The organism is Achromobacter sp. 1L-A-4-B-C2, assembly GCF_057291955.1.
Genome location: NZ_JBXAWP010000002.1, coordinates 549,444 through 575,266, shown reverse-complemented (window position 1 = coordinate 575,266; position 25,823 = coordinate 549,444). Strand labels below are relative to the sequence as shown.

20 protein-coding genes are annotated in these 25,823 nt (G+C 66.9%); 5 read left to right on the top strand and 15 right to left on the bottom strand.

Annotation, left to right across the window (positions count from 1 at the left end; translation table 11 throughout):
• The first annotated feature begins 54 nt into the window (after nucleotides 1-54).
• Nucleotides 55-441 carry a nuclear transport factor 2 family protein gene (locus AC0Z35_RS10005; protein WP_104143781.1) on the top strand — a complete coding sequence of 129 codons (387 nt, stop codon included), beginning with the start codon at nucleotides 55-57 and terminating at the stop codon, nucleotides 439-441.
• A 57-nt stretch (nucleotides 442-498) separates the two neighbouring features.
• Here the strand turns inward: AC0Z35_RS10005 and AC0Z35_RS10000 are convergent, their stop codons facing one another.
• From AC0Z35_RS10000 to AC0Z35_RS09970, 7 genes are all read right to left on the bottom strand, one after another.
• Nucleotides 499-1,185, bottom strand: coding sequence for a GntR family transcriptional regulator (locus tag AC0Z35_RS10000; protein ID WP_046805930.1), 687 nt, complete (start codon nucleotides 1,183-1,185; stop codon nucleotides 499-501).
• A gap of 204 nt (nucleotides 1,186-1,389) precedes the next feature.
• A complete protein-coding gene (locus AC0Z35_RS09995; RefSeq protein WP_046805901.1) occupies nucleotides 1,390-2,376 on the bottom strand; it encodes a tripartite tricarboxylate transporter substrate binding protein in 987 nt (328 codons plus the stop codon).
• A gap of 81 nt (nucleotides 2,377-2,457) precedes the next feature.
• Nucleotides 2,458-4,389 carry an acyl-CoA synthetase gene (locus AC0Z35_RS09990; protein WP_485131878.1) on the bottom strand — a complete coding sequence of 644 codons (1,932 nt, stop codon included), beginning with the start codon at nucleotides 4,387-4,389 and terminating at the stop codon, nucleotides 2,458-2,460.
• Nucleotides 4,390-4,406: 17 nt separating this feature from the next.
• Entirely contained in the window at nucleotides 4,407-5,540 is a 1,134-nt protein-coding gene (locus AC0Z35_RS09985) for an acyl-CoA dehydrogenase family protein (RefSeq protein ID WP_485131877.1), read from the bottom strand.
• A 9-nt stretch (nucleotides 5,541-5,549) separates the two neighbouring features.
• Nucleotides 5,550-6,746: an acyl-CoA dehydrogenase family protein gene (locus AC0Z35_RS09980; RefSeq protein WP_485131876.1), complete on the bottom strand. Its 1,197-nt coding sequence runs from the start codon at nucleotides 6,744-6,746 to the stop codon at nucleotides 5,550-5,552.
• An 18-nt stretch (nucleotides 6,747-6,764) separates the two neighbouring features.
• Nucleotides 6,765-7,949 (bottom strand): acetyl-CoA C-acyltransferase, encoded by a 1,185-nt coding sequence (locus AC0Z35_RS09975; RefSeq protein WP_485131875.1) that lies wholly within the window; start codon nucleotides 7,947-7,949, stop codon nucleotides 6,765-6,767.
• Between the two features lie 123 nt (nucleotides 7,950-8,072).
• Entirely contained in the window at nucleotides 8,073-10,196 is a 2,124-nt protein-coding gene (locus tag AC0Z35_RS09970) for a 3-hydroxyacyl-CoA dehydrogenase NAD-binding domain-containing protein (protein WP_485131874.1), read from the bottom strand.
• Between the two features lie 194 nt (nucleotides 10,197-10,390).
• Between AC0Z35_RS09970 and AC0Z35_RS09965 the strand changes: the two genes are divergently transcribed.
• The 4 genes from AC0Z35_RS09965 (at nucleotide 10,391) to sodC (ending at nucleotide 14,823) form a co-directional block, all read left to right on the top strand.
• A complete protein-coding gene (locus tag AC0Z35_RS09965; RefSeq protein WP_485131873.1) occupies nucleotides 10,391-11,320 on the top strand; it encodes a LysR family transcriptional regulator in 930 nt (309 codons plus the stop codon).
• Between the two features lie 60 nt (nucleotides 11,321-11,380).
• Nucleotides 11,381-12,784 (top strand): AI-2E family transporter, encoded by a 1,404-nt coding sequence (locus tag AC0Z35_RS09960; RefSeq protein ID WP_485131872.1) that lies wholly within the window; start codon nucleotides 11,381-11,383, stop codon nucleotides 12,782-12,784.
• Between the two features lie 124 nt (nucleotides 12,785-12,908).
• Nucleotides 12,909-14,153 carry a DUF445 domain-containing protein gene (locus AC0Z35_RS09955; protein ID WP_485132133.1) on the top strand — a complete coding sequence of 415 codons (1,245 nt, stop codon included), beginning with the start codon at nucleotides 12,909-12,911 and terminating at the stop codon, nucleotides 14,151-14,153.
• A 145-nt stretch (nucleotides 14,154-14,298) separates the two neighbouring features.
• Nucleotides 14,299-14,823, top strand: a complete 525-nt coding sequence (gene sodC, locus AC0Z35_RS09950; protein WP_046805909.1) for a superoxide dismutase family protein — start codon at nucleotides 14,299-14,301, stop codon at nucleotides 14,821-14,823.
• Between the two features lie 95 nt (nucleotides 14,824-14,918).
• On the opposite strand, the gene AC0Z35_RS09945 is transcribed toward sodC, so the two are convergent.
• From AC0Z35_RS09945 to AC0Z35_RS09910, 8 genes are all read right to left on the bottom strand, one after another.
• Complete coding sequence (locus AC0Z35_RS09945) at nucleotides 14,919-15,674, bottom strand: glutathione S-transferase family protein (RefSeq protein WP_485132132.1); 756 nt, start codon at nucleotides 15,672-15,674, stop codon at nucleotides 14,919-14,921.
• A gap of 368 nt (nucleotides 15,675-16,042) precedes the next feature.
• Nucleotides 16,043-17,308, bottom strand: a complete 1,266-nt coding sequence (locus tag AC0Z35_RS09940; protein WP_485132131.1) for an MFS transporter — start codon at nucleotides 17,306-17,308, stop codon at nucleotides 16,043-16,045.
• Nucleotides 17,309-17,478: 170 nt separating this feature from the next.
• Entirely contained in the window at nucleotides 17,479-18,270 is a 792-nt protein-coding gene (gene map / locus AC0Z35_RS09935; RefSeq protein ID WP_046805911.1) for a type I methionyl aminopeptidase, read from the bottom strand.
• Nucleotides 18,271-18,513, bottom strand: coding sequence for a ParD-like family protein (locus AC0Z35_RS09930; protein WP_046805912.1), 243 nt, complete (start codon nucleotides 18,511-18,513; stop codon nucleotides 18,271-18,273).
• A 193-nt stretch (nucleotides 18,514-18,706) separates the two neighbouring features.
• Nucleotides 18,707-20,620 carry a B12-binding domain-containing radical SAM protein gene (locus tag AC0Z35_RS09925; RefSeq protein WP_319300713.1) on the bottom strand — a complete coding sequence of 638 codons (1,914 nt, stop codon included), beginning with the start codon at nucleotides 20,618-20,620 and terminating at the stop codon, nucleotides 18,707-18,709.
• Between the two features lie 112 nt (nucleotides 20,621-20,732).
• Nucleotides 20,733-21,404, bottom strand: coding sequence for a DUF2894 domain-containing protein (locus AC0Z35_RS09920; protein WP_485132130.1), 672 nt, complete (start codon nucleotides 21,402-21,404; stop codon nucleotides 20,733-20,735).
• A 148-nt stretch (nucleotides 21,405-21,552) separates the two neighbouring features.
• The gene (locus AC0Z35_RS09915; protein WP_046805914.1) at nucleotides 21,553-22,203 is read right to left on the bottom strand and encodes an OmpA family protein; all 651 of its coding nucleotides are present in this window, start codon (nucleotides 22,201-22,203) and stop codon (nucleotides 21,553-21,555) included.
• Nucleotides 22,200-25,823: a DUF802 domain-containing protein gene (locus AC0Z35_RS09910; RefSeq protein WP_485131871.1), complete on the bottom strand. Its 3,624-nt coding sequence runs from the start codon at nucleotides 25,821-25,823 to the stop codon at nucleotides 22,200-22,202. The genes AC0Z35_RS09915 and AC0Z35_RS09910 overlap by 4 nt, the downstream gene beginning before the upstream one ends.

Genomic DNA, 25,823 nt, shown 5'->3' with positions numbered 1-25,823 from the left:
TTCCTTCCCTTCCTTCACCTGCATTTTTCCCACCCCGACTCAAAGGACAACATCATGAGCAAGAACATCAAACCCGTCGCGACCCAAGACTACGATGCCGTTATCGCAGTCGCCCAGAAATACGTCGATGGCCTGCGTCTTGGCAGCGCCGAAGGCGTTGCTCAAGCCTTTCATCCCGACGCCGTGATGTACGGATTCACCAACGGTGCGCTGCTGGGTGGCCCCATCGGCAACCTGTTCGATTTTGTGAAGAAGAATGGTCGGGCGCCTGACATCGCCACGCGCCTGGACGTGCTGGCAATCACGCCGACCACGGCCGTGGTGCGTGTTGATATGGAGAAGGACGCGATCGGCGCGGATTACAACGACTTTCTGACGTTGATCAAGATCGATGGCGGCTGGAAGGTCATCGCCAAGGTCTACCACCAGTTCGAAGGCTGAACCGCCGTGCCGAACTAAGCGGGCGGCGTAGCTGGGAGACGGCCTTGGAAACAGGCTTTAGCTAAGCAACGCCGTCACCAGATCGCTGCCGCCCTGGCTGTCGTCGGTGAAGTTCAGCGCTGTCTGCACGTGTTCCAGATGCTCGTCCATCAGCGCGCAGGCGCGTTCGGTGTTGCCCGCGCGGGCCGCCTCGATGAAGGCGTGGTGCTCTTGCGACGAGCAACTGGCGTCGTGCGAACTTTGGTACAGCACGGTAATCACGGCACTGCGCGCCGACAGCTCGCGCAGCATGCCGGTCAGCACCGAATTGCCCACGGCTTCGGCCAGCAGGATGTGGAAATGGCCCAGCAGCTGGTTGCGCTTTTGCACGTCGCCAGCTTCAAGCGCCGCGCGTTCTTCGGCCAGATGGGCGTCAATGCGGCGGTAATCGGCAGCTGTGGCGCGCGCCACGAATTCCTTGGCCAGCGCGGCTTCCAGGATGCGGCGCACGGCGTAGACCTCGCGCGCTTCGTTCGCGTCGGGCTTGCTGACGAACGCGCCCTTGTCCGGAACGATATTGATCAGCTTGTCCTTGGACAGCATCAGCAGGGCCGCGCGGATCTTGGTGCGGCTGACCTTGTAGACCCGCGCCAGCGCCTCTTCGCGCAGCCGGGTGCCGGGCGGAAGCTTGTGCGCCACGATGGCGGCGGAAACTTCGCGGGCGATATCGTCGGCGCTGGGGTCTGTGGAAACTTCCTGGGTCATGGGACGCGGCTGCGGCGGCCGCAGGGCAAAATCTTCGGGCAGCCAGTCTATCAAAAAGCCGGACAGGAAAGACAAACATTTTTTGCATACAAAGCGCGGATGCAAAACCGCGTCCGGGCGCGCGTTGTGCTTGCATACGCTTTGCCCCCCAGGCCGTCATACCGAGGTGCGCGCAGCCTTATCGCCCGCGCGCACCCCCCGGCGTCAGTCCTTGGCCATCAGACCCAGGTATTCGATCAAGCCCTTTTCCTTCACATAGGTCGCCTGCGCCCACGCCTTGTAGTCTTCGCTGTTGCGATAGGCCGGCTCCTGGTTCAGCTGCTTCATCACGTCCATGCTGGCCTGGTCGAACAGCGCTTTCTTGAACGCATCGTGCAAGGTCTTGACCACGGCCGGGTCCATGCCCTTGGGGCCGGCCAAGCCATACGGGGACGTGGACACGACCTTGTAGCCCAGCTCTTGCGCCGTGGGCACGTCGGGCCAGCGCGTGGTGCGCTTTTCGCCAAAGGTCACCAGCAGCCGCATCTTGCCCGAGTCCACGAACTGGTCCCAGCCCGTGGCGTCGCTTTGCGCCATGACGTGGCCGCCCAGCAGCGCTTGCTGCATGTCGGCGTTGCCCTTGAACGGCACGTGGTTCAGCTTGACCTTGGCGTTGATGGCGATTTCTTCAATCAGCAGATGCGGCGACGAGCCGATGCCCGTGGAGCCGTAGTCGATGGTGCCCGGCGCCTTGCGAGCCGCCTCGATGTATTCGTTAAACGTCTTGTAGGGCGAATCCGAGCGCACGGTGAAGCCGAACGTATAGCCCGACAGCCCGATGATGAAGCTGAAGTCGTTGATCGGGTCCCAGCTGCTTTTCTGCATGTAGGGCATGCGCAGCATAGCCAGCGTGTACAGCGCGATCGTGTAGCCGTCGGGCTTGGCGGTGCGCGCCATGGTGGCCGTGCCCAGCGTGCCGCCCGCGCCGGGGCGGTTTTCCACGATGACCGGTTGCCCCAGGTACTTGGAGGCGTCCTGCGCCACGATGCGCAGGTGGCGGTCGGTCGAGCCCCCGGCCGGGAACGGCACGATCAGGGTGATGGGCTTGGTGGGAAAAGCGGCTTGCGCGCTGGCGGCCAGCGGCACGGCGGCGCCAACGGCGGCAAGCAGCAATGCGCCCAGGCAGGCGCGGCGCAAAGGCATCTTCAGCATGGGTTGTCTCCTGTGGTGTTGTTGTGGTGTGTTGTGGTCGGTCGTCGGTTGTCGCTGAAAGGGCGGGGGGGCGGCGTCGGTTCAGTCGCGCAAGGCGACCTTGACCGGCAATCGCGCCAACGCCTCGCGCAGCTGCTCCTTCAGCGGCGTGGGCGCGTCGGCGTCCGCCTGGACGGCGACATCCGGTTGTGCATCGGCCAGCACGCGGAAGATCTTGCTGTCTTCCGTCAGGCCGGCCGCTTGCAGGGTGCGCGCCACCACGGCCTCTACCGAGACGGCAGTGGCCAGGCGGCGCAAATCGGGTTTGTAGATCTTGCCCACATTGGTCATGGGCATGGCGTCCAGCACGATCACGCGCTTGGGCCGCGCCGGACCTTCGTCCACATGGGCGGCGGCGTAGGCAACCAGTTCGGCCTCCGTGACCTGCATGCCGTCCATCAGCGTGACGAAGGCCACGGGCAGCTCGCCGGCGTAGGCGTCCGGCGCGCCGACCGCCGCGCACAGGTGCACGCCGGGGTGCGTGGCCAGGGCGTCTTCGATGGTCTTGGGATCGATGTTGTGGCCGCCCCGGATGATCAGGTCCTTGGCGCGGCCTTGCAGGTGCAGCCGGCCTTCGTCGTCCATGAAGCCGACGTCGCCGCTGATCAGCCAGCCGTCTTCCGTGAAGGCGCGGGCGGTGTCTTCCGGGTCCAGAAAGCCGGGGATCACATTGGGTGCCTTGAACAGCACCATGCCCGGCGTGCCGGGCGGCAAGTCGCGCGCGGCCTGGCCCGAGGGCACGTCCAGCCCCACGATGCGTACCTGCACGTAAGGCAGCGGGTAACCCACGCAATTGACCGGGAATACCGAGCCGGGCGGGGTGATGGACGATATGCCCGCCATTTCCGTCATGCCCAGGCTTTCGTTTACCTGCAAGCCGAACAGCCGCTTGAAGCGCGCGGCCAGTTCAGCGGGCAAGGGCGCGGCGCCCGTGCGGCAATAGCGTAGCGATGAGATATCGGCGCCGGCCAACGGTATGTCTGCCAGGGCCGCCAAAATCGTCGGCACGCCTTGCAGCGAGGTCGCGCGGTGCTTTTCCACCAGCCGCCAGTAGTTGCGCAGCACCTCGCGGTTGCGCAGCAACATGGGCGTTGGGATGACGGTTTCCACGCCCGCCGACAAGGCCGCCAGCGACGCCGGCAATACGCCCGCCACGTGAAAAAGCGGATAGCCGTTGATGACCACGTCCGTCGGCCCGGCGTTCTGCAACTGCACGGCGGCCCAGGCGGTAAAGACCTGGTTGGCGTGCGTGTGGATGGCCAACTTGGGCGCGCCGGTGGTGCCGCCCGTGTGGAAATACGCCGCCACGTCGCTGGCGCGAATAACGCGTTCGCTAAGCAGGCGGCTGGCGGGCTGCGCGGACCGGTTGGCGTTGAAGTCCAGCGCGTAATCGGGCAGGGCGGGCCGGTCGGACAGCGCTTCGGTGTGGGGCGCCACGCGCAGGATCGTCTGCAAGGTCGGTACGCGGTCGCGCAGGCGCAGGGCCTTGGTCCACATCTCGCATTCGGCCTCGGCACCGTAGGCGATCAGCACCTTGGCGCGCGCCGCCGTCATCAGGGACGCGAGCTTGTCTTCGGTCAGCATCGGGTTCAGCGGCTGGACGATGCCCGCCGCCTCGCCGCCCCACAGCGCCAGGTGGTATTCCAGGCAGCCGGGCAGCATGACCGCCACGGCGTCATCCGCGCGCACGCCCAGGTCGTGCAGCAGGTTGGCCGTCTGGTGGATGCCGTCCAGCAAGTCGCGGTAGCTCCAGCGGATGCCCTCGTCGTCCGGGTCGGCGGATCGCAGGAAGGTCAGCGCGGTCTTGTCGCCGAAGGCCGCGGCCGAGTTGCGGAAGATCTCGTAGGTGCTTTGCACCGTCAGCGTTTCCGCCAGCGGCCGCGCTTGCAGGCGCTGCACGTCGGCGGCGCTGCGCACGGGGAACGGCGCCGAGAATGGGGGCGACAGGGGCGGGGCGGCGTGGGCCTGCGTCATGGTGTGCCGGCCTCCGTTCACGCCTGTGCCAGCGCGATGTAGCGGCGCAGGTGGTGGTCTTCGTCGCCCAGTTGGTGGTCGATCATGACGAGGCGCTTGGCGTAGTGGGCCAGCGGCAATTCCCAGGTCATGCCGATGCCGCCATGCAGCTGGATGCTCTCTTCGGCCACCAGGGTGCCGATGCGGCCGATGGTGAACTTGGCGGCGGACAGCGCGCGTTCGCGGGTGGCGCGGTCCGGGTGGTCCAGCGCGGCGGCGGCGTTGATGACGGCCGAGCGCGCCTGTTCGATTTCCAGCAAGACATCCGCCATGCGGTGCTGCAAGGCCTGGAAGCTGCCGATGGGCGTGCCGAACTGGCGCCGCGTGCGCAAGTATTCCAAGGTGGCGTCGCGGGCGCAGTCCATCGCGCCCACGGCTTCGGCGCACAGCGCCAGGATGCCGCGCCCCACGGCGCGTTCCAGCACCGCATGGCCCGCATCCACATCGCCCAGCAGCGCCTCGGGGCCCAGCTTGACGTTGTCCAGCGTGACTTCCGCCGCGCGCCCGCCGTCGATCAAGCCATAGCCGCGCACGCCCAGCCCGGGCGTGCCGGCGCTGACCAGGAACAGGCTGATGCCCGCTTCGTCGTCTTGCGCGCCCCAGGTGCGCGCCGACACCAGGAACAGGTCGGCATGTTCACCCGCCGTGACAACGGCCTTGGCGCCGTTCAGTACCCAGCCGTCGCCTGACCGTTCGGCGCGCGTGCTGACGCGCGACAGTTCGTAGCCCGAGTCCGGTTCGGCCTGCGCCAGCGCGGCCGTGATGCTGCCCGCGATCAGGCCGTCCACCGCTTCGCGCTGGGCGGGCGTGCCGGCGGCGGCAATCGCGCTGCCCACCATCAAAGCGTCCAGAAAGGGTTCAACAACCAAGCCGCGCCCCAAGGCCTCGAAGACGACGGAGATATCGAAGCCCGCGCCGCCCAAGCCGCCGTCGGCTTCGGTGAACAAGGCGCCGATCGCGCCCAGCTCGGCATAACGGCGCCAGAACTGCTCGCTATAGCCTTGGGGCGATTGGGCATTGCGTTCGCGGGTCGCAAAGTCGTACTGCTCGGTGACAAAGCGGCGCAGCATGTCGGAAAGCATGCGCCGGTCTTCGGTGTGTTCAAAGTTCATGGCCGGCCCTTACAGTCCCAGGATCATCTTGGAAATGATGTTCTTTTGAATTTCGTTGGAGCCGCCGAAGATCGACAGCTTGCGGTTGTTGAAGTACTGCGCGGCGGCGCTGTCGGCGCCTTCGGGGCCGATGGGGGCGGCCTCATGGCCGTCATGCAGCGCTTCGGGCACGAAGGGGCGCGCGTACGGGCCCATCGCGCGGCGGTTCAACGCCGTGATTTCCTGGCGGATCTGCGTGCCGCGTATCTTCAGCATGGAGCTTTCCGCGCCCGGTGCACCGCCGCCTGCCACCGCCGCCACCACGCGCAGGTTGGTGGTGCGCATGTTGGCCAATTCAATTTCCACGCGCGCCAGTCGGGCGGCAAAGTCCGGGTCTTCGGCCAGCGGGCGGCCGTTCTTTTTTTGCTTGGCGGCCACGGCCTTCAAGCGTTCCAGCGCGGCGGTGGACTGGCCCACGCCGGCAATGTTGGTGCGTTCGTAGGTCAGCAGGTACTTGGCGCAGGTCCAGCCGCGGTTCTCTTCGCCCACCAGGTTGGCCACCGGCACGCGCACGTCCGAGAAGAACACCTCGTTGACTTCGTGTTCGCCGTCCAGCGTGATGATGGGGCGCACTTCAATGCCGGGGCTGTTCATGTCGATCAGCAAAAAGCTGATGCCTTCCTGGCGCCGGCCTTCCTGCGACGTGCGTACCAGGCAGAAGATCATGTTGGCGTACTGGCCCAGCGTGGTCCACGTCTTCTGCCCATTGACGATGTAGTGATCGCCATCGCGCACCGCCGTGGTCTTGACCGAGGCCAGGTCGGACCCCGCGCCCGGTTCCGAATAGCCCTGGCACCACCAGTCGCTGCCGTCCAGGATGCGGGGCAGCCAGTACTGGCGCTGCGCGTCGTTGCCGTACTTGATCAGCACCGGCCCCAGCATGCTCAGGCCGAAGGGCACGATGCGCGGCGCGGCGGCCAGCGCGCATTCGTTGTCAAAGATGTACTTCTGCGTGGCGCTCCAGCCGGTGCCACCGTATTGCACGGGCCAGTGCGTGGCCAGCCAGCCTTGTTCATTCAGGATGGCGTGCCACTGGACCATGTCGTCCTTGGTCAGCAGCTTGCCCAGGTTGACCTTGTCGGACAGGCGGCGCGGCAGCTTGGCCGCCAGGAACGCGCGCACGTCGTCGCGAAAGGCGTTTTCTTCGGGGGTGAATTCCAGGTCCATGACGATCCTCAGGCGATATCAAGCATAGATTTCAAACAGGCCGGCCGCGCCCATGCCGCCGCCGATGCACATGGTGACCACGGCGTAGCGGGCGCCACGGCGGCGGCCTTCGATCAGTACATGGCCGGCCAGGCGCGCGCCGGTGACGCCAAACGGGTGGCCCAGCGCGATGGAGCCGCCGTCCACGTTCAGGCGGTCCATGGGGATGCCGAGCTTTTCCTGGCAATACAGCGCTTGCGACGCAAACGCCTCGTTCAGTTCCCACAGGTCGATGTCCTGGACCTTCAAGCCGTGGCGCGCCAGCAGCTTGGGCACGGCGTAGACGGGGCCGATGCCCATTTCGTTGGGCTCGCAGCCGGCAATGGCCAGGCCCCGGAACGCGCCCAGCGGGCGGATGCCGGCGCGCTGCGCCTCGGCCGCTTCCATCAGCACGCAAGCGGCGGCGCCGTCGGACAGCTGCGACGCGTTGCCGGCCGTGACGAACTGGCCTTCGCCACGCACGGGTGCCAGGCCCGCCAGGGCTTCGTAGGTGGTGCCGGGGCGGTTGCAGGTGTCCTGGTCCACGGTGACTTCGCGTTCGCTGACCACGCCGGTGGCGCGGTCGGTGACGGACATGGTGGTGGTGACGGCGATGATTTCTTCGCGATAGCGGCCGGCGGCCTGTGCGGCTTCGGTGCGCGCCTGGCTTTGCGCGGCAAAGCGGTCTTGCGCTTCGCGGCTGATGCCGTAGCGCGCGGCCACGATGTCGGCCGTTTCGATCATGGGCAGGTAAAGCTCGGGCTTGTTGGCCAGGATCCACGGGTCCATGCCGCTGACGCCGTCATCGCGAGTGCGAATCTGGGACACCAATTCCACGCCGCCCGCGATCACGGCCGGCGCGCCGTCCATCACGATGTGGCCGGCGGCCGACGCAATGGCTTGCAGGCCCGACGCGCAATAACGGTTGATGGTGGCGCCGCCCACGCTGACGGGCAGGCCCGCGCGGATGACGGCTTGGCGGCCGATGTTGCGGCCGGTGGCGCCTTCCGGGTAGCCGCAGCCGATGAAGGCGTCTTCGATCATCGCGGGGTCGATGCCGGCGCGATCAACGGCGGCGCGCACCGCGTGCGCGGCCAGCGTGGGCCCGGCAATCTGGTTGAATTCGCCGCGCCCCGCCTTGGTGATGGGGGTGCGGGCGGTAGAGACGATGACGGCTTCGCGCATAAGAGTTCCAGTAAAAAGTAAGGGGCCGTGATCAGGCAGCCGTGCTAAGTGGCTGCGATCCGGTGCAGCGGCCCGGCGCGGCGATCCTGGGCGGCGATCGGGGCTTGCATGGATTGCCCGCGTTCAAGCGCCTTGGTTCAAGCTGGCGAAGGTGCCGCCGGATTCGGCCAGGCGCACCAGCAAGGGCGACGGCTTCCAGAACGCCGGGTCTTCCTTGGCAAAGGCGCGGATGTCGGCCAGCACCTGCGCCGCGCCCACGCTGTCGGCGTAGTGCATCGGGCCGCCGCGATGGCGCGGAAAGCCGTAGCCGGACAGAAACACCACATCCACGTCCGACGGCCGCAGCGCGATGCCTTCGTGCAGCACGTTGGCGGCCTCGTTGACCATGGCGGCCAGATACCGGCGCAGGATGTCCTCGTGGGTAAAGGCGCGTGGCGTAACGCCGACGCGGCGGCGTTCTTCGTCGATGATGGCCAGCACCTCGGGGTCCGGCGTGCCCACGCGCGCGCCGTCGGGATATTGGTAGAAGCCCCGGCCCGTTTTCTGGCCGAACCAGCCGCGTTCGCACAACCGGTCCGGGATCTGCACATAGCGCAGCGCCGGGTCGCGGGTGGCGGCGCGGCGCTTGCGCGTGGCCCAGCCGATGTCGCCGCCCGCCAGGTCCGCCATTTGATACGGGCCCATCGGGTAGCCGAATTCGCGCGCGGCGGCGTCGATGTCATAGGGCGACGCGCCGTCTTCCATCATCATGTCGGCGGCCTGGCGGTAGACGGCCAGGATGCGGTTGCCAATGAAGCCGTCGCACACGCCGGCGCGCACCGGCGTCTTGCGCAGGCGGCGCGCCAATTCGAAGCCGGTGGCCACCGTGTCGGGGGCGGTATGTTCGCCCACCACGATTTCCAGCAGCTTCATGATGTTGGCCGGTGAAAAGAAGTGCAGGCCCAGCACGTCGGCCGGGCCGCGTGTGGCCGACGCGATGCGGTTGATATCCAGGTAAGACGTGTTCGTGGCCAGCACCGCGCCGGGCTTGGCCACGCGGTCCAGCTGCGCGAAGACGGCCAGCTTGACGTCCATGTCCTCGAACACCGCCTCGATGATCAGGTCTGCATCGTCCAGCGCATCGTAGGTGGTGGCGCCGGCCAGCCGCGCCAGCCGAGCATCGCGTTCCTGCGCGCTGATGCGGCCGTTTTTCACCAGTCGGTCGTAGACCTGCGCCACGCGGGCGCGCCCACGTTCCAGCGCGGCGTCGTCCTGTTCCACCATGACCACCGGCAGGCCCGCGTCCAGCACCGACACGGCAATGCCGGCGCCCATCGTGCCGCCGCCCACCACGCCGATCTTGTCCAGGCGGCGCGGCTTGGCTTCCTTTAGTTCGGGGATTTTGGTGGTTTCGCGTTCGGCAAAAAAGGCGTGCACCAGGCCGGCGCGTTGCGGGCTGTCCAGGCATTGCAGAAACAAGGCGCGTTCGGTACGCAGGCCCTCGTCAAACGGTTGTTCGATGGCGGCGCGCACGGCTTCGACGATCTTCGCGGGGGAATACAAACCGCGCAGGGTCTGGGCGACGCGTTCGCCGGCGGCGGCGGCTTGGGCCAGCGCGGCGGCCTTGTCGGCCAGCGCGGCGGTGGCGTCGCGGCTGCGGCGCGGGCCGGCGCCCTGCGCCAACAGCTGGCGGGTGTAGGCCAGCCCGGCCGCCAAGGCGTCGTCGCCGTCGGCCAGCGTATCCACCAAGCCCGCACGCAGAGCGGCGTCGGCCGACAGGTGCTTGCCGGACAGCATCAGGTCCAGCGCCGCCGCCGCGCCGATCAGGCGGGGCGTGCGCTGCGTGCCGCCGGCGCCGGGCAACAGGCCCAGGTTCACTTCGGGCAAGCCCAGCTTGGCGCTGGCCAGCGCCACGCGGTAGTGCGCGGCCAGCGCGACTTCCAGGCCGCCGCCCAACGCCGCGCCGTGCAGCACGGCGACGACGGGCTTGGTGCTGGCCTCAATGTGGTTGCACACGTCGGGCAGCGCGGGCGGCTTGGGCGGTTTGCCGAATTCGCGGATGTCGGCGCCCGCGATGAAGTTCTTGCCCGCGCCCACCAACAGAATGGCGCGCACGGATGTATCGGCCTGGCCTGCCTGGATGGCGTCGGCCAGGTCGCGGCGCACATCGGCGCTCAGGGCGTTCACGGGAGGGTGGTCCAGGGTGATGACCAGGATGTCTTCGTCGCGGCGCGCGTGGGCGGCGCCGGCAGGGCTGCTGTCCGTCATGGGGTCCTTGTCTCCGGTAAGGCGTCCGCCGGGGCGGCGCCTGGGCAAGCCGGTAACGGCTTATCGCTGATCGCTTGTCGCGTATCGCTGATCTCTTATTTCTTTATTCTTTCGCAGTAAAGATGTCTTGACAATGACATCTGGAATTGACACTACGGATAATAAAATTTGACAATGCCGCGCAAGGAGACACCATGGACACCAAATCCCTGACCTTGCTGGTCGACATCCTGGACGCCGGCAACCTGAGCGAAGCGGCGCGCAGGCTCAAGATGACGCGCGCCAACGTCAGCTATCACCTGAACCAGCTGGAACGGTCGGTGGGCATGCAGCTGGTGCGGCGCACGACCCGGCACGTTGAGGCCACGGAGATCGGCCTGAAGCTGTATCAACATGGCCGCAGCATTCAGGACGAGCTGGTGGCGGCGCGCGAAGCCGTCGATACGCTGGGCAAGACGCCGCAGGGCAAGGTGCGGCTGAGCGTGCCCAGTGGCTACGGGCAATTCGTGATGACGCCCTGGCTGCTGGAATTCAAGGCGGCCTATCCCGACATCGTGCTGGACGTGCTGTTCGAGAACAGCGTGGACGATCTGCTGCGCGACGAGGTCGACATCGCGGTGCGCATCATGTCCGAGCCTCCGCAAAACCTGGTGGCGCGCGAATTGGGCCTGGTGCGCTACGTGGCATGCGCGTCCCAGTCCTATGCCGACGCCCGGGGCTTGCCCGAACGCCCGGAAGACCTGGCGCAACTGCCGGTCATCAGCGCCGCCGTGATCGGCAGGCCGCTGCGGCTATCGGCGTATTACGACGGCCAGCCGCGCCAGCACGTGGTGCTGGAACCGACGGTGATTTCCCGCAACTACGCATTTCTGCGCGATGCCATCCGGGCCGGGCTGGGCGTGGGCGTGGTGCCCGATTACGTGGTGCACGACGACATTGCGCGGGGCGAACTGCTGCCGGTGCTGACACCATGGCGTTTAAGCATTTTTGGACGCGGCATGTATATGCTGTACATGCCCAACCGACACCATCCGCGCGCGATTTCGATGCTGATCGAATTCATCCTGGAACGCGCGCAGCGCAGTCACGAAGGGCAGGCCGGCCTGCTGGCGGTGAAGGGCTGACAAGCGCCGGGCACGATACTTGCTGACCACCTCAACCAAAAAACGGAAAGTGGGGGCGGGATGGATAGCGCGACACCGGCGAACAAGACGCCGGACAACACGCGTGACAACACGCGGGATGACACGCGGGATGGCACGCGGGATGGCACGCGGGACGGCACGCGGGACGGCACGCAGGACAGCGCGCGGGACCGCACGCGCGACACCACAGTGCCTGACACGGCAGGCCGCGCAGCGGGCGCCGCCCAGGCGAAGGCCGTGGCGGTTGCGGCCGGCGCGGCCGAGCCAAAATCACCCGAAGAACGCGCGGCGGAAAAGTCGGGGCCGGATGATCGGGCCTCGGACGAAAAAGCCACGGTCCAGGACGCCGGCATCGTCCCCGAGCCCGCGCCTGACGTCACGCACGTCTGGGCCCGCGGCGCCTGTCTGACCACGCTGACCGTGCTGGCCGTGCTGTTCTCACTGAAGATGGCGCAGGAATTCATCGTGCCGGTGGTCATGGCCATCGTGGTCTCGTATGCGCTGGACCCGGCCGTCGCGCTGATGGAGCGCGTCCGCGTGCCGCGCCCCATCGGCATCGTCATCCTGATGGCCGTGATCGCCTTCGGCCTGGCGGGGCTGGTGTATGCCACGCAAAGCCAGGTCACTTCCATCGTGGACGCCTTGCCCGAGATCTCGGGCAAGATCTCGCGCACGCTGGGCGGCTTTGCCAGCGGCGACGGCTCCATCATCGAACGCATCAAGGGCGCGGCCAGCGTGCTGCAGGAAACCGGCGGCATCCCGCCCGGCCGCCAGGTTGTGGTGACGAAGTCGGACGCGGGATTCAGCGAATTCCTGCTGTGGGGCTCCAAGGGCCTGGCCACCTTCCTGGGCCAGGCGACGATGAGCGTATTCCTGGTGTTCTTCCTGCTGCTGTCGGGTAACGCGTTCAAGCGCAAGTTCGTCAAGGTGGCGGGCAAGACCTTGTCGCAGAAAAAGATCAGCGTGCACATGCTTGACCAGATCAACAGCTCGATCCACATGTACATGGCGATGATGCTGGTGACCAATGTGGCGCTGGGCGTGCTGTCGTGGGGGGCGTTTCGGCTGCTGGGCCTGGAAAACGCCGCCACCTGGGCCGTGGTGGCGGGCGCGCTGCACATCGTCCCGTACTTCGGCCCGCTGCTGACGGCGGTGGGCACGGGGGTGGCCGCCTTGATTCAGTTCGGCGAGATCGGGCCGGCGCTTCAGGTGGCGGGCAGTTCGGTTGTGATCGCCTTGCTGATCGGCGTGCTGGTCACCACGTGGATGTCGGGCCGCATTGCCCGGATGAACTCGGTGGCGGTGTTCATGATGCTGCTGCTGTTCACCTGGTTGTGGGGCATCTGGGGCACGCTGCTGTCCGTGCCCATTGCCTTTATCGCGAAGGTGGTGGCCGACCATATCGAAGGGCTGGAGGCCGTGTCGGAGTTCCTGGGCGAATAGCGCTGTTGGTATGCTGACGCCTCGCCACGCCGGAACCGCCATGCCCGAAACTTCCTCGCCCGCCGCCGCGTTCGCCACGCATTCGTCCCTGGCTTCCGATGTGCGCCGCACACAATTGCGGCGCATGAAAATCGCCGCGCTGGCGTTGCTGGTGGCCATGGTGTGCGGCTTCGTCACCAGCCACGTCATGGGCGGACAAGGCGCGTGGGCCTGGGTGCGGGCGTTCTGTGAAGCCGCCACCGTGGGCGCGCTGGCCGACTGGTTCGCGGTAGTGGCGCTGTTTCGCCGCCCGCTGGGCCTGCCCATCCCGCACACAGCAATCATCCCCAGCAACAAAGACCGCATCGGCGACAACCTGGCGGTGTTCGTGCGCGACCACTTCCTGGATCCGGACACCTTGATGGAAAAGCTGCGCGTCTTTGATCCCGCCGCGCGGCTGTCACGCTGGCTGGTGCGGCCCAGGCAGGCGCAGGCTTTGAGCGACGGCGCGCGCCGCGTGGCGCTGCAAACGCTGGACATGCTGGACGACCACGCCGTGCGTGGCGTGATCCAGGAGTTCGTCGTGAAGAACCTGCGCCGTTGGGACGCGGCGGGCACGGTGGGCGAAGTGCTGGGCCTGCTGACGCGCGACGGCCGCCATCAGGAATTGCTGGATGCCGCCATGGAACGGCTGGGCGGCTATCTGGGCCAGGACGAGGTCAAGGATCGCGCGTCGACGCTGTTGGTGAAATTCGCGCGCAAGGAATGGCCGCGCATCATCGCGGCCGTGAACGCGGTGAAGTCGGTGGACGGCATCGCCGACAACCTGGCCGACCGGCTGGCGATGGCGTTGATGGACGAGCTGCGCGACGTGCTGTCCGAACCCGACCATCCCGTGCGCCGCGACTACGAGGCGTGGGTGTTGAACTACATCGAACGCCTGAAGGCCGACCCGGCCTTGTCCGCCCAGGTTGAAGAACTGAAGCAGCGCGCCATTGACCACCCCAAGGTGCAGGAATACGTGCAAGGGCTGTGGGACGACATCCACGCGGCGCTGCGGCGCGATCTGTCCGACGAAGGCTCGGCGCTGGCGGCTCACCTTGAAAGCGCGTTGCTGGCACTGGGCCGCAAGCTGGGCGAAGACCCCGGCCTGCGCGAAGCCATCAACAGCCACGTGCTGGGCAGCGCGCGGCGGCTTACGGGGCGGCTGCGCATCGGCGTGACGGAGCACATCTCGCGCACGGTCAAGAACTGGGACGAACGCCATCTGGTCGATGAACTGGAACTGAGCGTGGGCCGCGATCTGCAATACATCCGTTTCAACGGCACGCTGGTGGGCGGCTTGATCGGCGTGGCGTTGCACGCATTGGTGCTGCTGCTGAATCGTTAACAAGCCTGATGGCTTGTATCAGGAAGGAAGAGTGCTGGCGCGCGTTGGCGCGCCGGTGCTATTGTTTTCTGCGCCATCGGCCAGGCGGCACGGTCGCCGTGGCTGGGCATCCGCACCTTGCGTGCATGATTCCAGGAGGCACTTCATGAAGAAAATCTCGATGCTGGTTGCGGGCCTGACGTTGGCGGGCGCATCCAGCGCGGCCTTGGCCGAAGACGTCACGATGTCGTTTCTGACTGCCGAGGGCCTGGGCAAAAGCGCCGGCACGATTTCCCTGAAGGACACCAAGGGCGGCTTGCAGATCACGCCCCACCTGAAAGGCCTGCCGCCCGGCGAGCATGGGTTTCATGTGCATGAAAAAGGCTCGTGCATGCCAGGCATGGTGAACGACAAGATGGCGCCCGGCGGCGCGGCGGGCGGGCACCTGGACCCCAAGGGCACCAAGGCGCACAAGGGCCCCATGGCCACCGACGGCCATCAAGGCGATCTGCCTTTCATCGTGGTGGCCGCCGATGGCACCGCCAAAAAAGCCGTGGTGGCGCCGCATCTGAAGCTGGCCGACGTGAAAAAGCATGCGGTGATGGTGCACGTGGGCGGCGACAACTACAGCGACACCCCGGCGCCCTTGGGCGGCGGAGGCGGCCGACTGGTTTGCGGCGTGGTGAAGTAGCGCGGACAGGGCGTCAGGGCTGGGCGTCCGGACAGGCTGTGCGGACAGGGCGTGCGGACAGGGCATGCGGGCGCGGCGTCGCCCGCCTGCCAGGGTCAGGCCACGCCGTTGCGGCCGTACAGCCGATAGCCGTCGCGCTCGGTAAGGCGATCGTAGTAGGCCTGCACCGCGGGCAGCGCGGGCTTGTCGAAGGCAGGCAATGACGCCGCGGCGGACAGCGAGGCGGGCGGCGTCGTGGTCGGTGTGGCCGTCGGTGCGGCGGACGGTGCAGCGTTCGTAGCAGCGGGCGCTGCGGCGTTCGGCGCCAGGGACGGCAAAGCGAAGGGCGTGGCGAACCAGCGGTTGACGGACAAGCCGATGGCGATGTCCGCCAGCGTGAATGCGTCGCCCGCCACGTAGGCCTTGGTCGCCGCCAGTCGCGCGTCCAGTATCCCCATATAGAACGCCCATGCCCGGCGCGAGGCGTCGATGCTTGCCGCGTCCTGGTGTGCCTGGGAATGCCGCGCCAGCGCCATGAAAGCGTAGCTCCATGACCGGTTCAGGTCAGTGGCCTGCCAGTCCATCCATTGGTCCACGCGGGCGCGTGTCTTGGGATTGGCGGGGTAGAGCGCATCGCCGCCATATTGCGCCGCCAGGTAGCGGATGATGCTGTTGGACTCCCACAGCACGAAGTCGCCGTCTTCAATGACGGGCACCATGCCGTTCGGGTTCAGCGCCAGAAATTCCGGGTCGCTGGTGGGCCGAAAGCCCGCGCCCCAATCTTCGCGGATGAAAGGCAGGTTCAATTCAGCACAGGTCCAAAGCACTTTGCGCACGTTGATGGACGAAGCTTTACCTAGAATTTTCAGCATCATGCGGGGGCGGCGTATTGGTGGGGGCAGCGCAAATGAAGTGGGCGCAGATGAAGTGGGCGCAGATGAAGTGGGCGCAAATGAAGTGGGCGCAAATGAAGTGGGCGCAGATGAAGTGAGGGCAAATGAAGTGAGAGGCAACTAATGGGGTATGCCATCGGCTTACCGGCGCGAGGACAGGGGCGAGTCTAACGGGCCGTGTCGTGCCCCGCCAGATACAGAAACGCCCACCGACGACCGCAACAGCCCGCGTGGCATTCGTCGTAACGTCCGGCCGGCCAGCTAGCTAGCCACCCAGCCCGCGTGGCATTCGTCGTAACGTCCGGCCAGCCCGCCAGCCCGCCAGCCCGCCTGATGGCAACGCCGCGCTAGGCGCCCGCGCCGACGCTTTCCGGCTGACTGCGCAGCCGCAACACCGGCGACGCGAACAGCACCAGGAACTGAATCACGAACCCCGCCGTGGACGCCCACAGGCACGCTTCGACCCCCACGCGCGCCGCCAGGCCCGCACCGATCAGCGCGCCGACCGGGCGGGCGCCGAACGTGGCGGTCAGGATCACCGCCGACACGCGGCCCAACAGCGCATTGGGCGTGACGGCCTGGCGCAGCGTGGTGGTGGTGATCGTCCACAGAATCGGGCCCGCGCCGAACAGAAAGAACCCCAGGGCCGCCCACACGCTGGACGGGTAGGCCAGGGTGGACAGCAAGATGCCGCTTGCCACCAACGCCGTCAGCGGCCCGGCCGCGATCATCGCGCCGAAGCTCAGCCGGCGCGCCAGCCACGGCGCCGCCAACGCACCGGCCAGCATGCCGGCGCCATACACGCCCAGCGTGATGCCCACGCCCGTGGCGCTCAGGCCCAGCCGGTCGATGGCGTACGCCACGTACACGGCTTGCAGGATGAACCAGGCGGTGTTGAAGAACACGGCGGTGATCAGCACGGGACGCAGCAATGCATGCGCCGCGACAAACGCAGCGCCTTCGCGCAATTGCGCCAGGATGCCGGGGCGCAAGGGGGCGGCACCGGGCGGCGCATCCCGCGCAGGCGCTTCTGCATCAGACCCCGCCTCTTGCGGTAAGCCCGCCAGGCACACCGCCGCCAGCAGCGACAAGGTGGTGGCCAGCACATAGGCGATGGGCGCGCCCATCCAGCCCACCAGCGCGCCGCCCGCCGCCGGCCCGGCCGAGAACGCGCAGCTGCGCGCCAACTCCAGCCAGCGGTTGGCATTGGCCAGGTCGCCGGCCCGCACCAGGCGCGGCACCAGCGCCGGGGCCGATACGTTGTACGCCACGGTGCCCACTGCACCCAGGAAACCCAGCGCCGCCAGCCACGTCAGGTTCAGCGCGCCCATCCAAAGCAGCGCCAGCAAGACCAACAGGCTGGCCGCGCGCACGCATTCGGCCCCCGTCATCAGCGCCTTGCGCGACATCCGGTCGGCCAGGACGCCCGCCGGCAGCGACAGCAGCAGAAACGGCAAGGTCTGCGCCGCTTGCAGCGCGCCGGTCTGCGCGGCCGTGGCGCCCAGCGTCAAAACCGCCACCAACGGGGCAGCGGCCAATGCCATCTGTTCGGAAAACTGGGCGGCCAGGTTGGACGCGGCCAAGCGGCGAAAGGCGGCGGGCAGGGAAGACAGGACGGGCGGGACGGGCATGAAGGGATGGGGCAGGGGCTGCAATCGCGCCGGAAACGGCAAGGGCACGATCATGATCGTGCCCTTGATGGCCTGCACTCCGGTCCTTGCCATGGACCCCGCGACGTTGAGGCGACAGGCCGCGCGGCCCGCCGCAACGGTCACACTTCCCGTCAGGGTATCGGCGGATAGTCGCCGTAGCCGTCGGGCCAGGGCGTCAGCACCTCGTAGCCGGTGTCGGTCACAACCACCATGTGTTCCCATTGCGCCGACAGCGAGCGGTCTTTGGTGACCACCGTCCAGCCGTCCGGCAACTGCTTGGTGGCCGGCTTGCCGGCGTTGATCATCGGTTCAATCGTGAACATCATGCCGGGTTGCAATACCAGCCCTTCGCCGGGGCGGCCGTAGTGCAGCACTTGCGGCTCGTCGTGATAGATCTGGCCGATGCCGTGGCCGCAATATTCGCGCACGATGCTGAAGTGTTCGCGATGCGCCACCGTCTGGATGGCGTGGCCGATGTCGCCCAGCGTGGCGCCGGGCTTGACGGCCATGATGCCGGCGCGCGTGGCTTCGTACGTGGTGTTGACCAGGCGGCGCGCCAAGGGGCTGGGCTGGCCCACGTAGTACATGCGGCTGGTGTCGCCAAACCAGCCATCCTTGATGACGGCCACGTCGATGTTCAGGATGTCGCCGTTTTTCAGCACCTTGGCCGACGGGATGCCGTGGCAGATGACGTGGTTGACCGACGCGCAGATCGTTTTCGGAAAGCCGTGGTAACCGACGTTGGCCGGAATGGCCTTCAACACGTTGACGATGTATTCGTTGCAGATGCGGTCGAGCTCGTCGGTGGTGACGCCGGGGCGCACGTGTTCGCCGATCATGTGCAGCACTTCGGCCGCCATGGCGCCGGCCTTGCGGGCCATGGCGATATCAGCGGCGGATTTGATGGAAACCTTGCGCGCCATTTACGCAACCTCCTGGGCGGCGTCCGGCGTGCGCCGGGACAGCGATGCAATCGTGAAGCCTTCGCTTTGTTCGATGCGGATCAGCAACTGGCAGATGTCCGCGTGGCACATCTCGGGGTAAAGCTCGGACAGCATGCCGATGCGCATCCAGTGTTCAGCTTGGGAATTGATCGAGCGGCTGAGCGCGCTGCTGGCGACACGCAGATTCTCATGCATCTGCTCGGAAATTTTGACGAGGCCCATGAAGGAATGATCCGTATATGGTTTGTATATGGATCGTATAGTACTGCGCGCGACGATCACGTGCAAACGGGGCAAACGGGGCAGACGCGGCAAACGGGGCAAACGGGGAAGACGGGGCAACCGGGGCAATCCGGGCAAATCGGAGCAAACCGAAGCCACCCGGCGCCGGCCCTGGCCGGCGTTCGCCCCGGCTTCAGCCTTGCTGGCTGAGCGCGCGGGCGATGCGGTTTTTCGACACGGTGGTCTTGGGCACCTTGAACGGGAACCACGTACGCACGTCTTCGTCCAGGCCGATGCCATGCATGAAGTTGTAGATAGCTTTTTTCAGCGCGCGGCCCAGCGCGTCGTGGTCCACGCCCGTGGGGTCATGAAAGCCGATGTCGTTCTTGGCGAACGTGACGGGCGGCAGGGGTTGCAGCGTGACGCCGTATTCCTCGGGGTTCTTGCCCACCGGCGAATGCACCGTACAGGCAAAGCGGTGGAAGAAGCCGCTTTGGATACAGTCGTTGGCGAACAGCTGGCGCACGTATTCCAGCGCGTCCACGGTGTCTTGCACCGTTTGCGTGGGAAAGCCGTACATCAGGTAGGCGTGCACCAGGATGCCGGCGTCGGAAAACGCCCGCGTGACGCGCGCCACCTGATCCACCGACACGCCTTTCTTCATCAGGTTCAACAAGCGGTCGGACGCCACTTCCAGGCCGCCCGACACTGCAATGCAACCGCTGTCGGCCAGCAGTTCGCACAATTCCGGGCTGAACGTTTTTTCAAAGCGGATATTGCCCCACCACGAAATGCCCGCGTTGCGGTCGATGAGTTCGGTGGCCAGCGCCTTCAGCGATTTGGGCGGCGCGGCTTCGTCCACGAAATGGAAACCGGTCTGCCCGGTTTCTTGCACGATGGCTTCGATGCGGTCGGCCAGCACCGAAGCGGATGCGCCCTCGTAACGGCCGATGTAGTCCAGGCTGACGTCGCAGAAGCTGCATTTTTTCCAGTAGCAGCCATGCGCCACGGTCAGCTTGTTCCAGCGCCCGTCGCTCCAGAGGCGGTGCATGGGGTTCAGCATGTCCAGCAGCGACAGGTAGCGGTCCAGCGGCAGGCCGTCCCACGTGGGCGTGCCCACTTCGGCAAAGGCCACGTCCGGTTCGACCAGGTTCACGTATTGGACGGCGCCGCTGTCCTTGTCGCGCAGAAACGTGCGCACCAGACGCTGGCGCGAGCGCTTGCCTTGCACGTGTTCCAGCAGCGCCAGCAACGGGCGTTCGCCGGCGTCCAGGCTGACGAAGTCGAAGTAGTCGAACACGCGCGGGTCTTTCAGTTCGCGCAGTTCGGTGTTGACGAAGCCGCCGCCCAGCACGGTGATGATGCCCGGGTCCTGCGCCTTGATGGTTTGCGCAATGCGGAACGCCGCGTATACCGCGCCCGGAAACGGCACCGACAGCAGCACCATCGTTGGCTGATGGCGGGCCAGGGCGTCGATCGTCAGGCCGTGCAGCGTGTCGTCCACCAGCGTGGGCGCGCCGGCCAGGGCGTTGGCCAAAGGGTCGAACGTGGGTTGGCTGCCGGCCAGCGATTCGGCGTAGCGCACGAATTCAAAGCGCGAGTCCACCGCGTCGCGTAGCACATCCGCCAGGTCATTCAGGTACAGCGTGGCCAGGTGCTTGGCCCGATCTTGCAGCCCCAAGGCGCCGAACGCCCAGCCCAGCGGGTCGCCACCGTCTTCGTCCATATAGACGTCCAAGGTGCTGAAACGCGGGCCTTCCGGCAGAAAGTGACGGCCCACGATGCGGTGCGCCAGCGTGGAATCGCGGCCTTGCAAAAACGCGATGGTCGGGCCGATGGTGGCCAGGTAGCGCGGCTGCATCGCCACGAACGCCTGGATGGCGGGCGTGTGCTTTTCAAGCGGCAACGTGGCGATCCGGTCCGCCACGGCGCGCAGGCCGTCGCCCGACAACAGGCGCAACACCAGCGCAAGCGCCAGGTCTTCCTGATAGGCAGTGACCCCCCGCGACCGCAAAAAGCCGGTCAGATAGGCGGTGGAGGGGTAGGGCGTATTGAGCTGCGTCATCGGGGGGATGATCGACAGCACACGGATAGGCAAGGTGGACATGAGGCACGGCGACGGGGCCGTCAAAGCGGGTGGGGGCGATGGGTGGCCGGACGGGGTGGCCGGATACGGATGGGCTTAATTATAGGCAGGGCCGGCAACCCGGGCGCACGGGCTAGCCTTGCCGCGCCTTGGCCCGCGAGGTCTTTTTCGCGGCGCCCGAGCGCGTGCTTTCCTTGGGCGCGGGCGCCGTGGCCGCGTGGATCTGTTCCATCCACATCAGCGCGTCCGTGTACGACAGGAACTGTTGCAGGTAACCGGGCGACAGCTCGCGCATGAGCGACAGCGCGCGGTGCACCAGCTGGTTGGAATTGAGCGGGCCGGCGTTCTTGTGCACCTGCTCTTGCGACTGGCGCACCTGCCGGTCGGCGCTGACGCGCGACCAGACACCGCGAAAATACTCCAGCATCTGCACGTCGGGATACGCCTCGCGCAGGCCAAGCGCATCGCGGTCCCAGGTCGGGTCGTTGTCCGGGGCGTCGGGGTACGTCAGGTAGGCCAGCAGCTGGGTCAGCGCGGCGGGAGCGGATTGGGGGGTGGCAGGGGCGGCAGGCGATGCCTCGGCCGAATCCATCGTCGAAGCGTCCGGCTCCACTGCCTCCAGCAGCTGCGCATAAGCGCGCAGATGCGTGTCCAACTTGTCCTCCAGCTGTTGGCGGGCAAGGCCTTGCAGGGCGGCGGTGCGCCGCGCCATGGATTGAAGAAAGCGAAAGCGCACCGGGTCGAGGCGGTCGGCACCGCTGTCGCCCCAGGCGTCCAGGGTGGCTTGTGCCGCCAGCGTGGGCACGTCAACGCCCGCTGCGTCCGCCGCGTCGGCGGCGCCCGCGGTATCCACGGCGTGGGCGGCCTGGACGGCATTGATTGGGTCCACGGCATCCGCCGCGTCCACGCCGTCCACGCCATTCACGGCATCCACCGCGCCGCCGACATCGTCGTTACTGTTCACGCGGCTTTCCCGGCTCATTGGACGGCTTGGGGATGGGCGTGATTTCCACGCGGCGGTTCTTGGCGCGGCCGGCTTCGTCGGCGTTCGATGCCACCGGCTGCTCGGACCCAAAGGCGGCGGCGAACACGGTGGCGGACGGCACGCCTTCGTCGATCAACGCGCGCGTGACCGTCAGCGCGCGCTGCGCCGACAAGTCCCAGTTGTCCGCAAAGCGGCGGTTGCCTTCGCGCACCTGCTGGTCGTCGGTGTAGCCGCTGACCATCAGGATTTCGTCGTGCGTCTTCAGGTACGCGGCCAGCGGTTCGATCAGTGTCTTCAAGACCTCGCGCCCTTCGGGCTGCAACTGGTCCGAGTTCAAGGCGAACAGCACGCTGCCGCTGATGCCGATGCGGCCGTTGATCAAGGTCACGCGGCCGGCGGCCAGCGGCCCCGCCAGCGCCTGCTCCAGCGTTTCGCGCCGCTGCGTTTCTTCCTGGCGTTGCTTGACCTCTTCTTCCAGCTGCGTCGACAGTTGCAGCTGCACGCCGATCACGCTGACCAGAATCAGCACGAACGCGCCCAGCAGCACCGACATCAAGTCGCCGAAGACGGCCCAGGCCGGTGCGGAGGCTTCGACGCCGCCGTCGATGTCCTCGCTCATGCGATCTGCTCTCCGGCGGTGGCGCGCTGGGTGGCCAGCTGTTGCAGGTTTTCAATGATCTGCTTTTGCGACATCAGGCTCAGGTCCACCACTTCGCGCGCCTGCGCGACGTAGTACGACAGTTGCTCGTCGCCGCGCGCGATGGACTTGTCCAGCGCGGCTTCGATGCGTTGCAGGTGCGCCACCAGCTTGTCGTTGGACTCGCCGAACAGCTGCACCGCCGCGCCGAACGATTCGCCCAGGCTGGCCACTTCCACGGCGCTGCTGGTCACTGCCGCAGCCACATCGGTCAGCTTGCCGGTCTCGGCTTGGACGCGGTCGGTGAACTGCGTGCCCACGCGTTCCAGCAGCTCGGCCGACGAGGCCACCAGCGCATCCACGGCCGTGCGCTGTTCGGCGGCGGTGTGGTTGACGGCGTTAAGCAAGGTGTCCAGCGTTTCCAAGAGGCGGTTGCGCTCTTGCAGCATGTCGTTGTCGCGCACCATGCTGTCGGAAAGCTTCTGGCGCAGTTCGCCGATGACGTCGGCGGCGGCCTTGGGCGCTTCCGATGCGGCTTGCACCAATCGGCCGATTTCGGTGATGGTCTCGCTGGCATGCGCCTGCGTTTGCGCGGTGATGTCGTTGGCGGTTTGCGCCAGCGTGTCGGCAACGGCGGCCAGCTTGCCGGTCCACGCGGCCAAGCGTTCTTCGTCCTTGGCGGCCAGCGCCGCTTGCAGATCGGCGTGGGATTGGTCAAGCGTTTGCAGCAACGATGCCGAATGCTGTTCGAACGTGGCGGCGGCGGCCTCCAGCGCCTGCTGGTTGCCGTCGGCCAGTTGCTGGTTGACCTGCTCCTGGCGCGCCTGGGCGTCGGTCCAGGCCTGGGTGACCTGGCTTGCCGCCGTCTCCAGGCGGGTGGACGCGGTGTCCAGCACGCTTGCCTGCGCCTCGGCCTGCGCCGTGATTGTTTGCGTGGTGTGCGCCAGCGCCTGCGTCAATTCCTGCTGGCGGGTGGCGGCCTGCGCGCCCGCCAATTCCCATTCCTGGCCCAGCGCATCGGCCAGCGCGGCCAGCTTGCCGGTCCAGGCAGCCAGGCGCGCTTCGTCCTTGGACGCCAGCGCGGCTTGCAGATCGGCGTGCGATTGATCCAGCTTTTGCAGCAGCGATGCGCCGTGCTGCTCGAACGTGGCGGCGGCGCTCGTCAGGGCTTGCTGGTTGTCGGCGGCCAGCTTGGCGCTGACCTGTTCCTGGCGCGCCTGCGCCTCGGTCCAGGCCTGCGTCACGCTGCTGGCGGCGGTTTCCAGGCGGGCAGACACGCTTTCCAGCAGGCGCGCCTGCGCTTCGGTCTGGCCGGTGACGTCCAGCGCCGTCAGCGCCAGTGCGTCGCTGATCTCCTGCTGGCGCGCCACGGTATGGTCGCCCGCGGCCTTCCACTCCTGCCCCAAGGTGGCCGCCATGGCGGTCAGCGTGCCGGTCCAGGCAGCCAGGCGTTCGTGGTCCTTGACGGCCAGCGCCGTTTGCAGATCGGCGTGCGACTGATCCAGCTTTTGCAGCAGCGATGCCGAATGCTGCTCGAACGCAGCGGCGGCGGTCGTCAAGGCTTGTTGGTTGTCGGCGGCCAGCTTTTCGGCCACTTCGCTCTGGCGATCCAGCGCGGTGTTCCAGCGGTCCGACACGCTGTTGGCGGCGGATTCCAGGCGGGTCGATACGTTCTGCAGCAGCTGCGCCTGCGCTTGGGCTTGCGCGCCGATGTCGCGCGCGGTGCCGGCCAGCGCGGCGCTGATGGCTTCCTGCCGAGTCGCGGTCTGCGCACCGGCCTGTTCCCATTCAGCGCGCAACGTGGCAGCCGTAGCGGCAAGCGATTCGGTCCAGGCGGCCAGACGCGCTTCGTCCTTGGACGCCAACGCCGCTTGCAGGTCCGCATGCGACTGGTCCAGCGTGCGCAGCAGCGATGCAGAATGCTGCTCGAAGGCGGCGGCGGCGGTGGTCAGGGCTTGTTGGTTGTCGGCAGCCAGCTTTTCGGCCACTTCGCTCTGGCGATCCAGGGCAGTGTTCCAGCGGTCAGACACGTTATTGGCGGCGGCTTCCATGCGGGCCGACACCGCTTCCAGCACGCTGGCTTGCGCGGCGGCCTGGGCGTTGATGTCGCGCACGGTCTGCGCCAGCGTGTCGCTGATGGCCTGTTGCCGGGTGGCGGCTTGCGTGCCGGCCTGTTCCCATTCCTGGCGCAGCGTGGCGCCCATGGCGCCCAGCGTTTCGGTCCAGGCGGCCAGGCGTTGCTGGTCGCGCGAGGCCAGTTCCGATTGCAGCAAACTGTGCGAATCGTTCAGCGTGCGCAACAGCGATGCCGAGTGCTTTTCGAAGCTGGCGGCGGCAGCCGTCAGCGCTTGCAGATTGTCGCCCGCCAGCTTTTCGCTGACGTGTTCCTGGCGCGACAACGCCGCCGTCCAGGCCTCGGACAGGTTGCCCGACGACGCTTCCAGCCGCGCCGACACACCGTCCAGCAAGGCGGCCGAGCGCTGTTCAAAGGTTTCGGCAAAGCGGTCCAGCGAGGCACGCAGATCTTGCGCCAGCGTCTCGCTGGCGCGTTGCTGGCCGGCCAGCGCCTGGTTCCAGATGTCGGCCACATTGCTGGTGGATGCCTGGAAGCCCGAGGTCAGGCTGCTCAGTTGCTGCTGCACGGCCTGTGCCACGGTGTCTTGCAGGCTGGCGGTTTCGCGCGACAGGCTTTCCATCGTGGCTTGCACCACTGGCTGCAAGGCCACGCCGGCAGAGCGCGCGCTTTCGGCCACGCCTTCTTTCATGGACTGCTCCATCACGGCAGCCAGGCGGGCGTACGCCGCCTCGGCCTTGCCCTGGAATGCGTCCTGGCTGGCCAACTGGCGTTCGTTCAGGGAACGCGTCTGCTGTTCCATGCCCTGCATCATGGCTTGCAGGCGGTCAACCAGCGTGGGCATGGCTTCGGCCTGGCGCTGCATGACTTCGGCCTGGCGTTGCAGCAGCTTGAACGATTCTTCGCGCTGATAGCTTTGCGAGTACACGCGCAGCGTGGTGGCGATCTTGGCGTCAAGCAGCTGCGCGGCCTGCACGCGTTCGCGGCGGCACAGCGCGGCCAGCAGGCCCAGCATGGCGGACGTGGCCACGCCGGCAATCGAGGTGCCGAACGCAAAGCCCAGGCCCTTGACCGGCGCGGCGAGCGAGGCGCGGATGGCGCCCAGGTCAGTGGCGCTTTCCAATGCCATGCCGGTGCCGCGCAGCGTCACAACCATGCCCAAAAAGGTGCCCAGCATGCCCAGCAAAACCAGCAGGCCGACCAGATACGGGGCCAGCGCCGGGCCGGGCAAACCCACCCGTTCGCCTTCCACGCGCAGCCGGACGGCGTTGCGCAGGCTGGCCGGTAATTGGTCCAGCCACGAGGCCAGGCTGGCAGGCGGTTCGTTCAGCGAGGTGCTGGCGCGCGCCAGCCCGCTGGTGGCTTGCTGATAGCGCAGCAGTTCCCAAGCGCCCGCCAGATAGCAGACGCCGATCAGCAGCGTCACGGCCAGCGCCAGCGGGTTCGTCCCCGCATAGCCCGCGCCAATCCAGCCCACAACGGCCAAGCCGGCCACAAATACAACGAAATTGATCAGAGTCTTGGACAT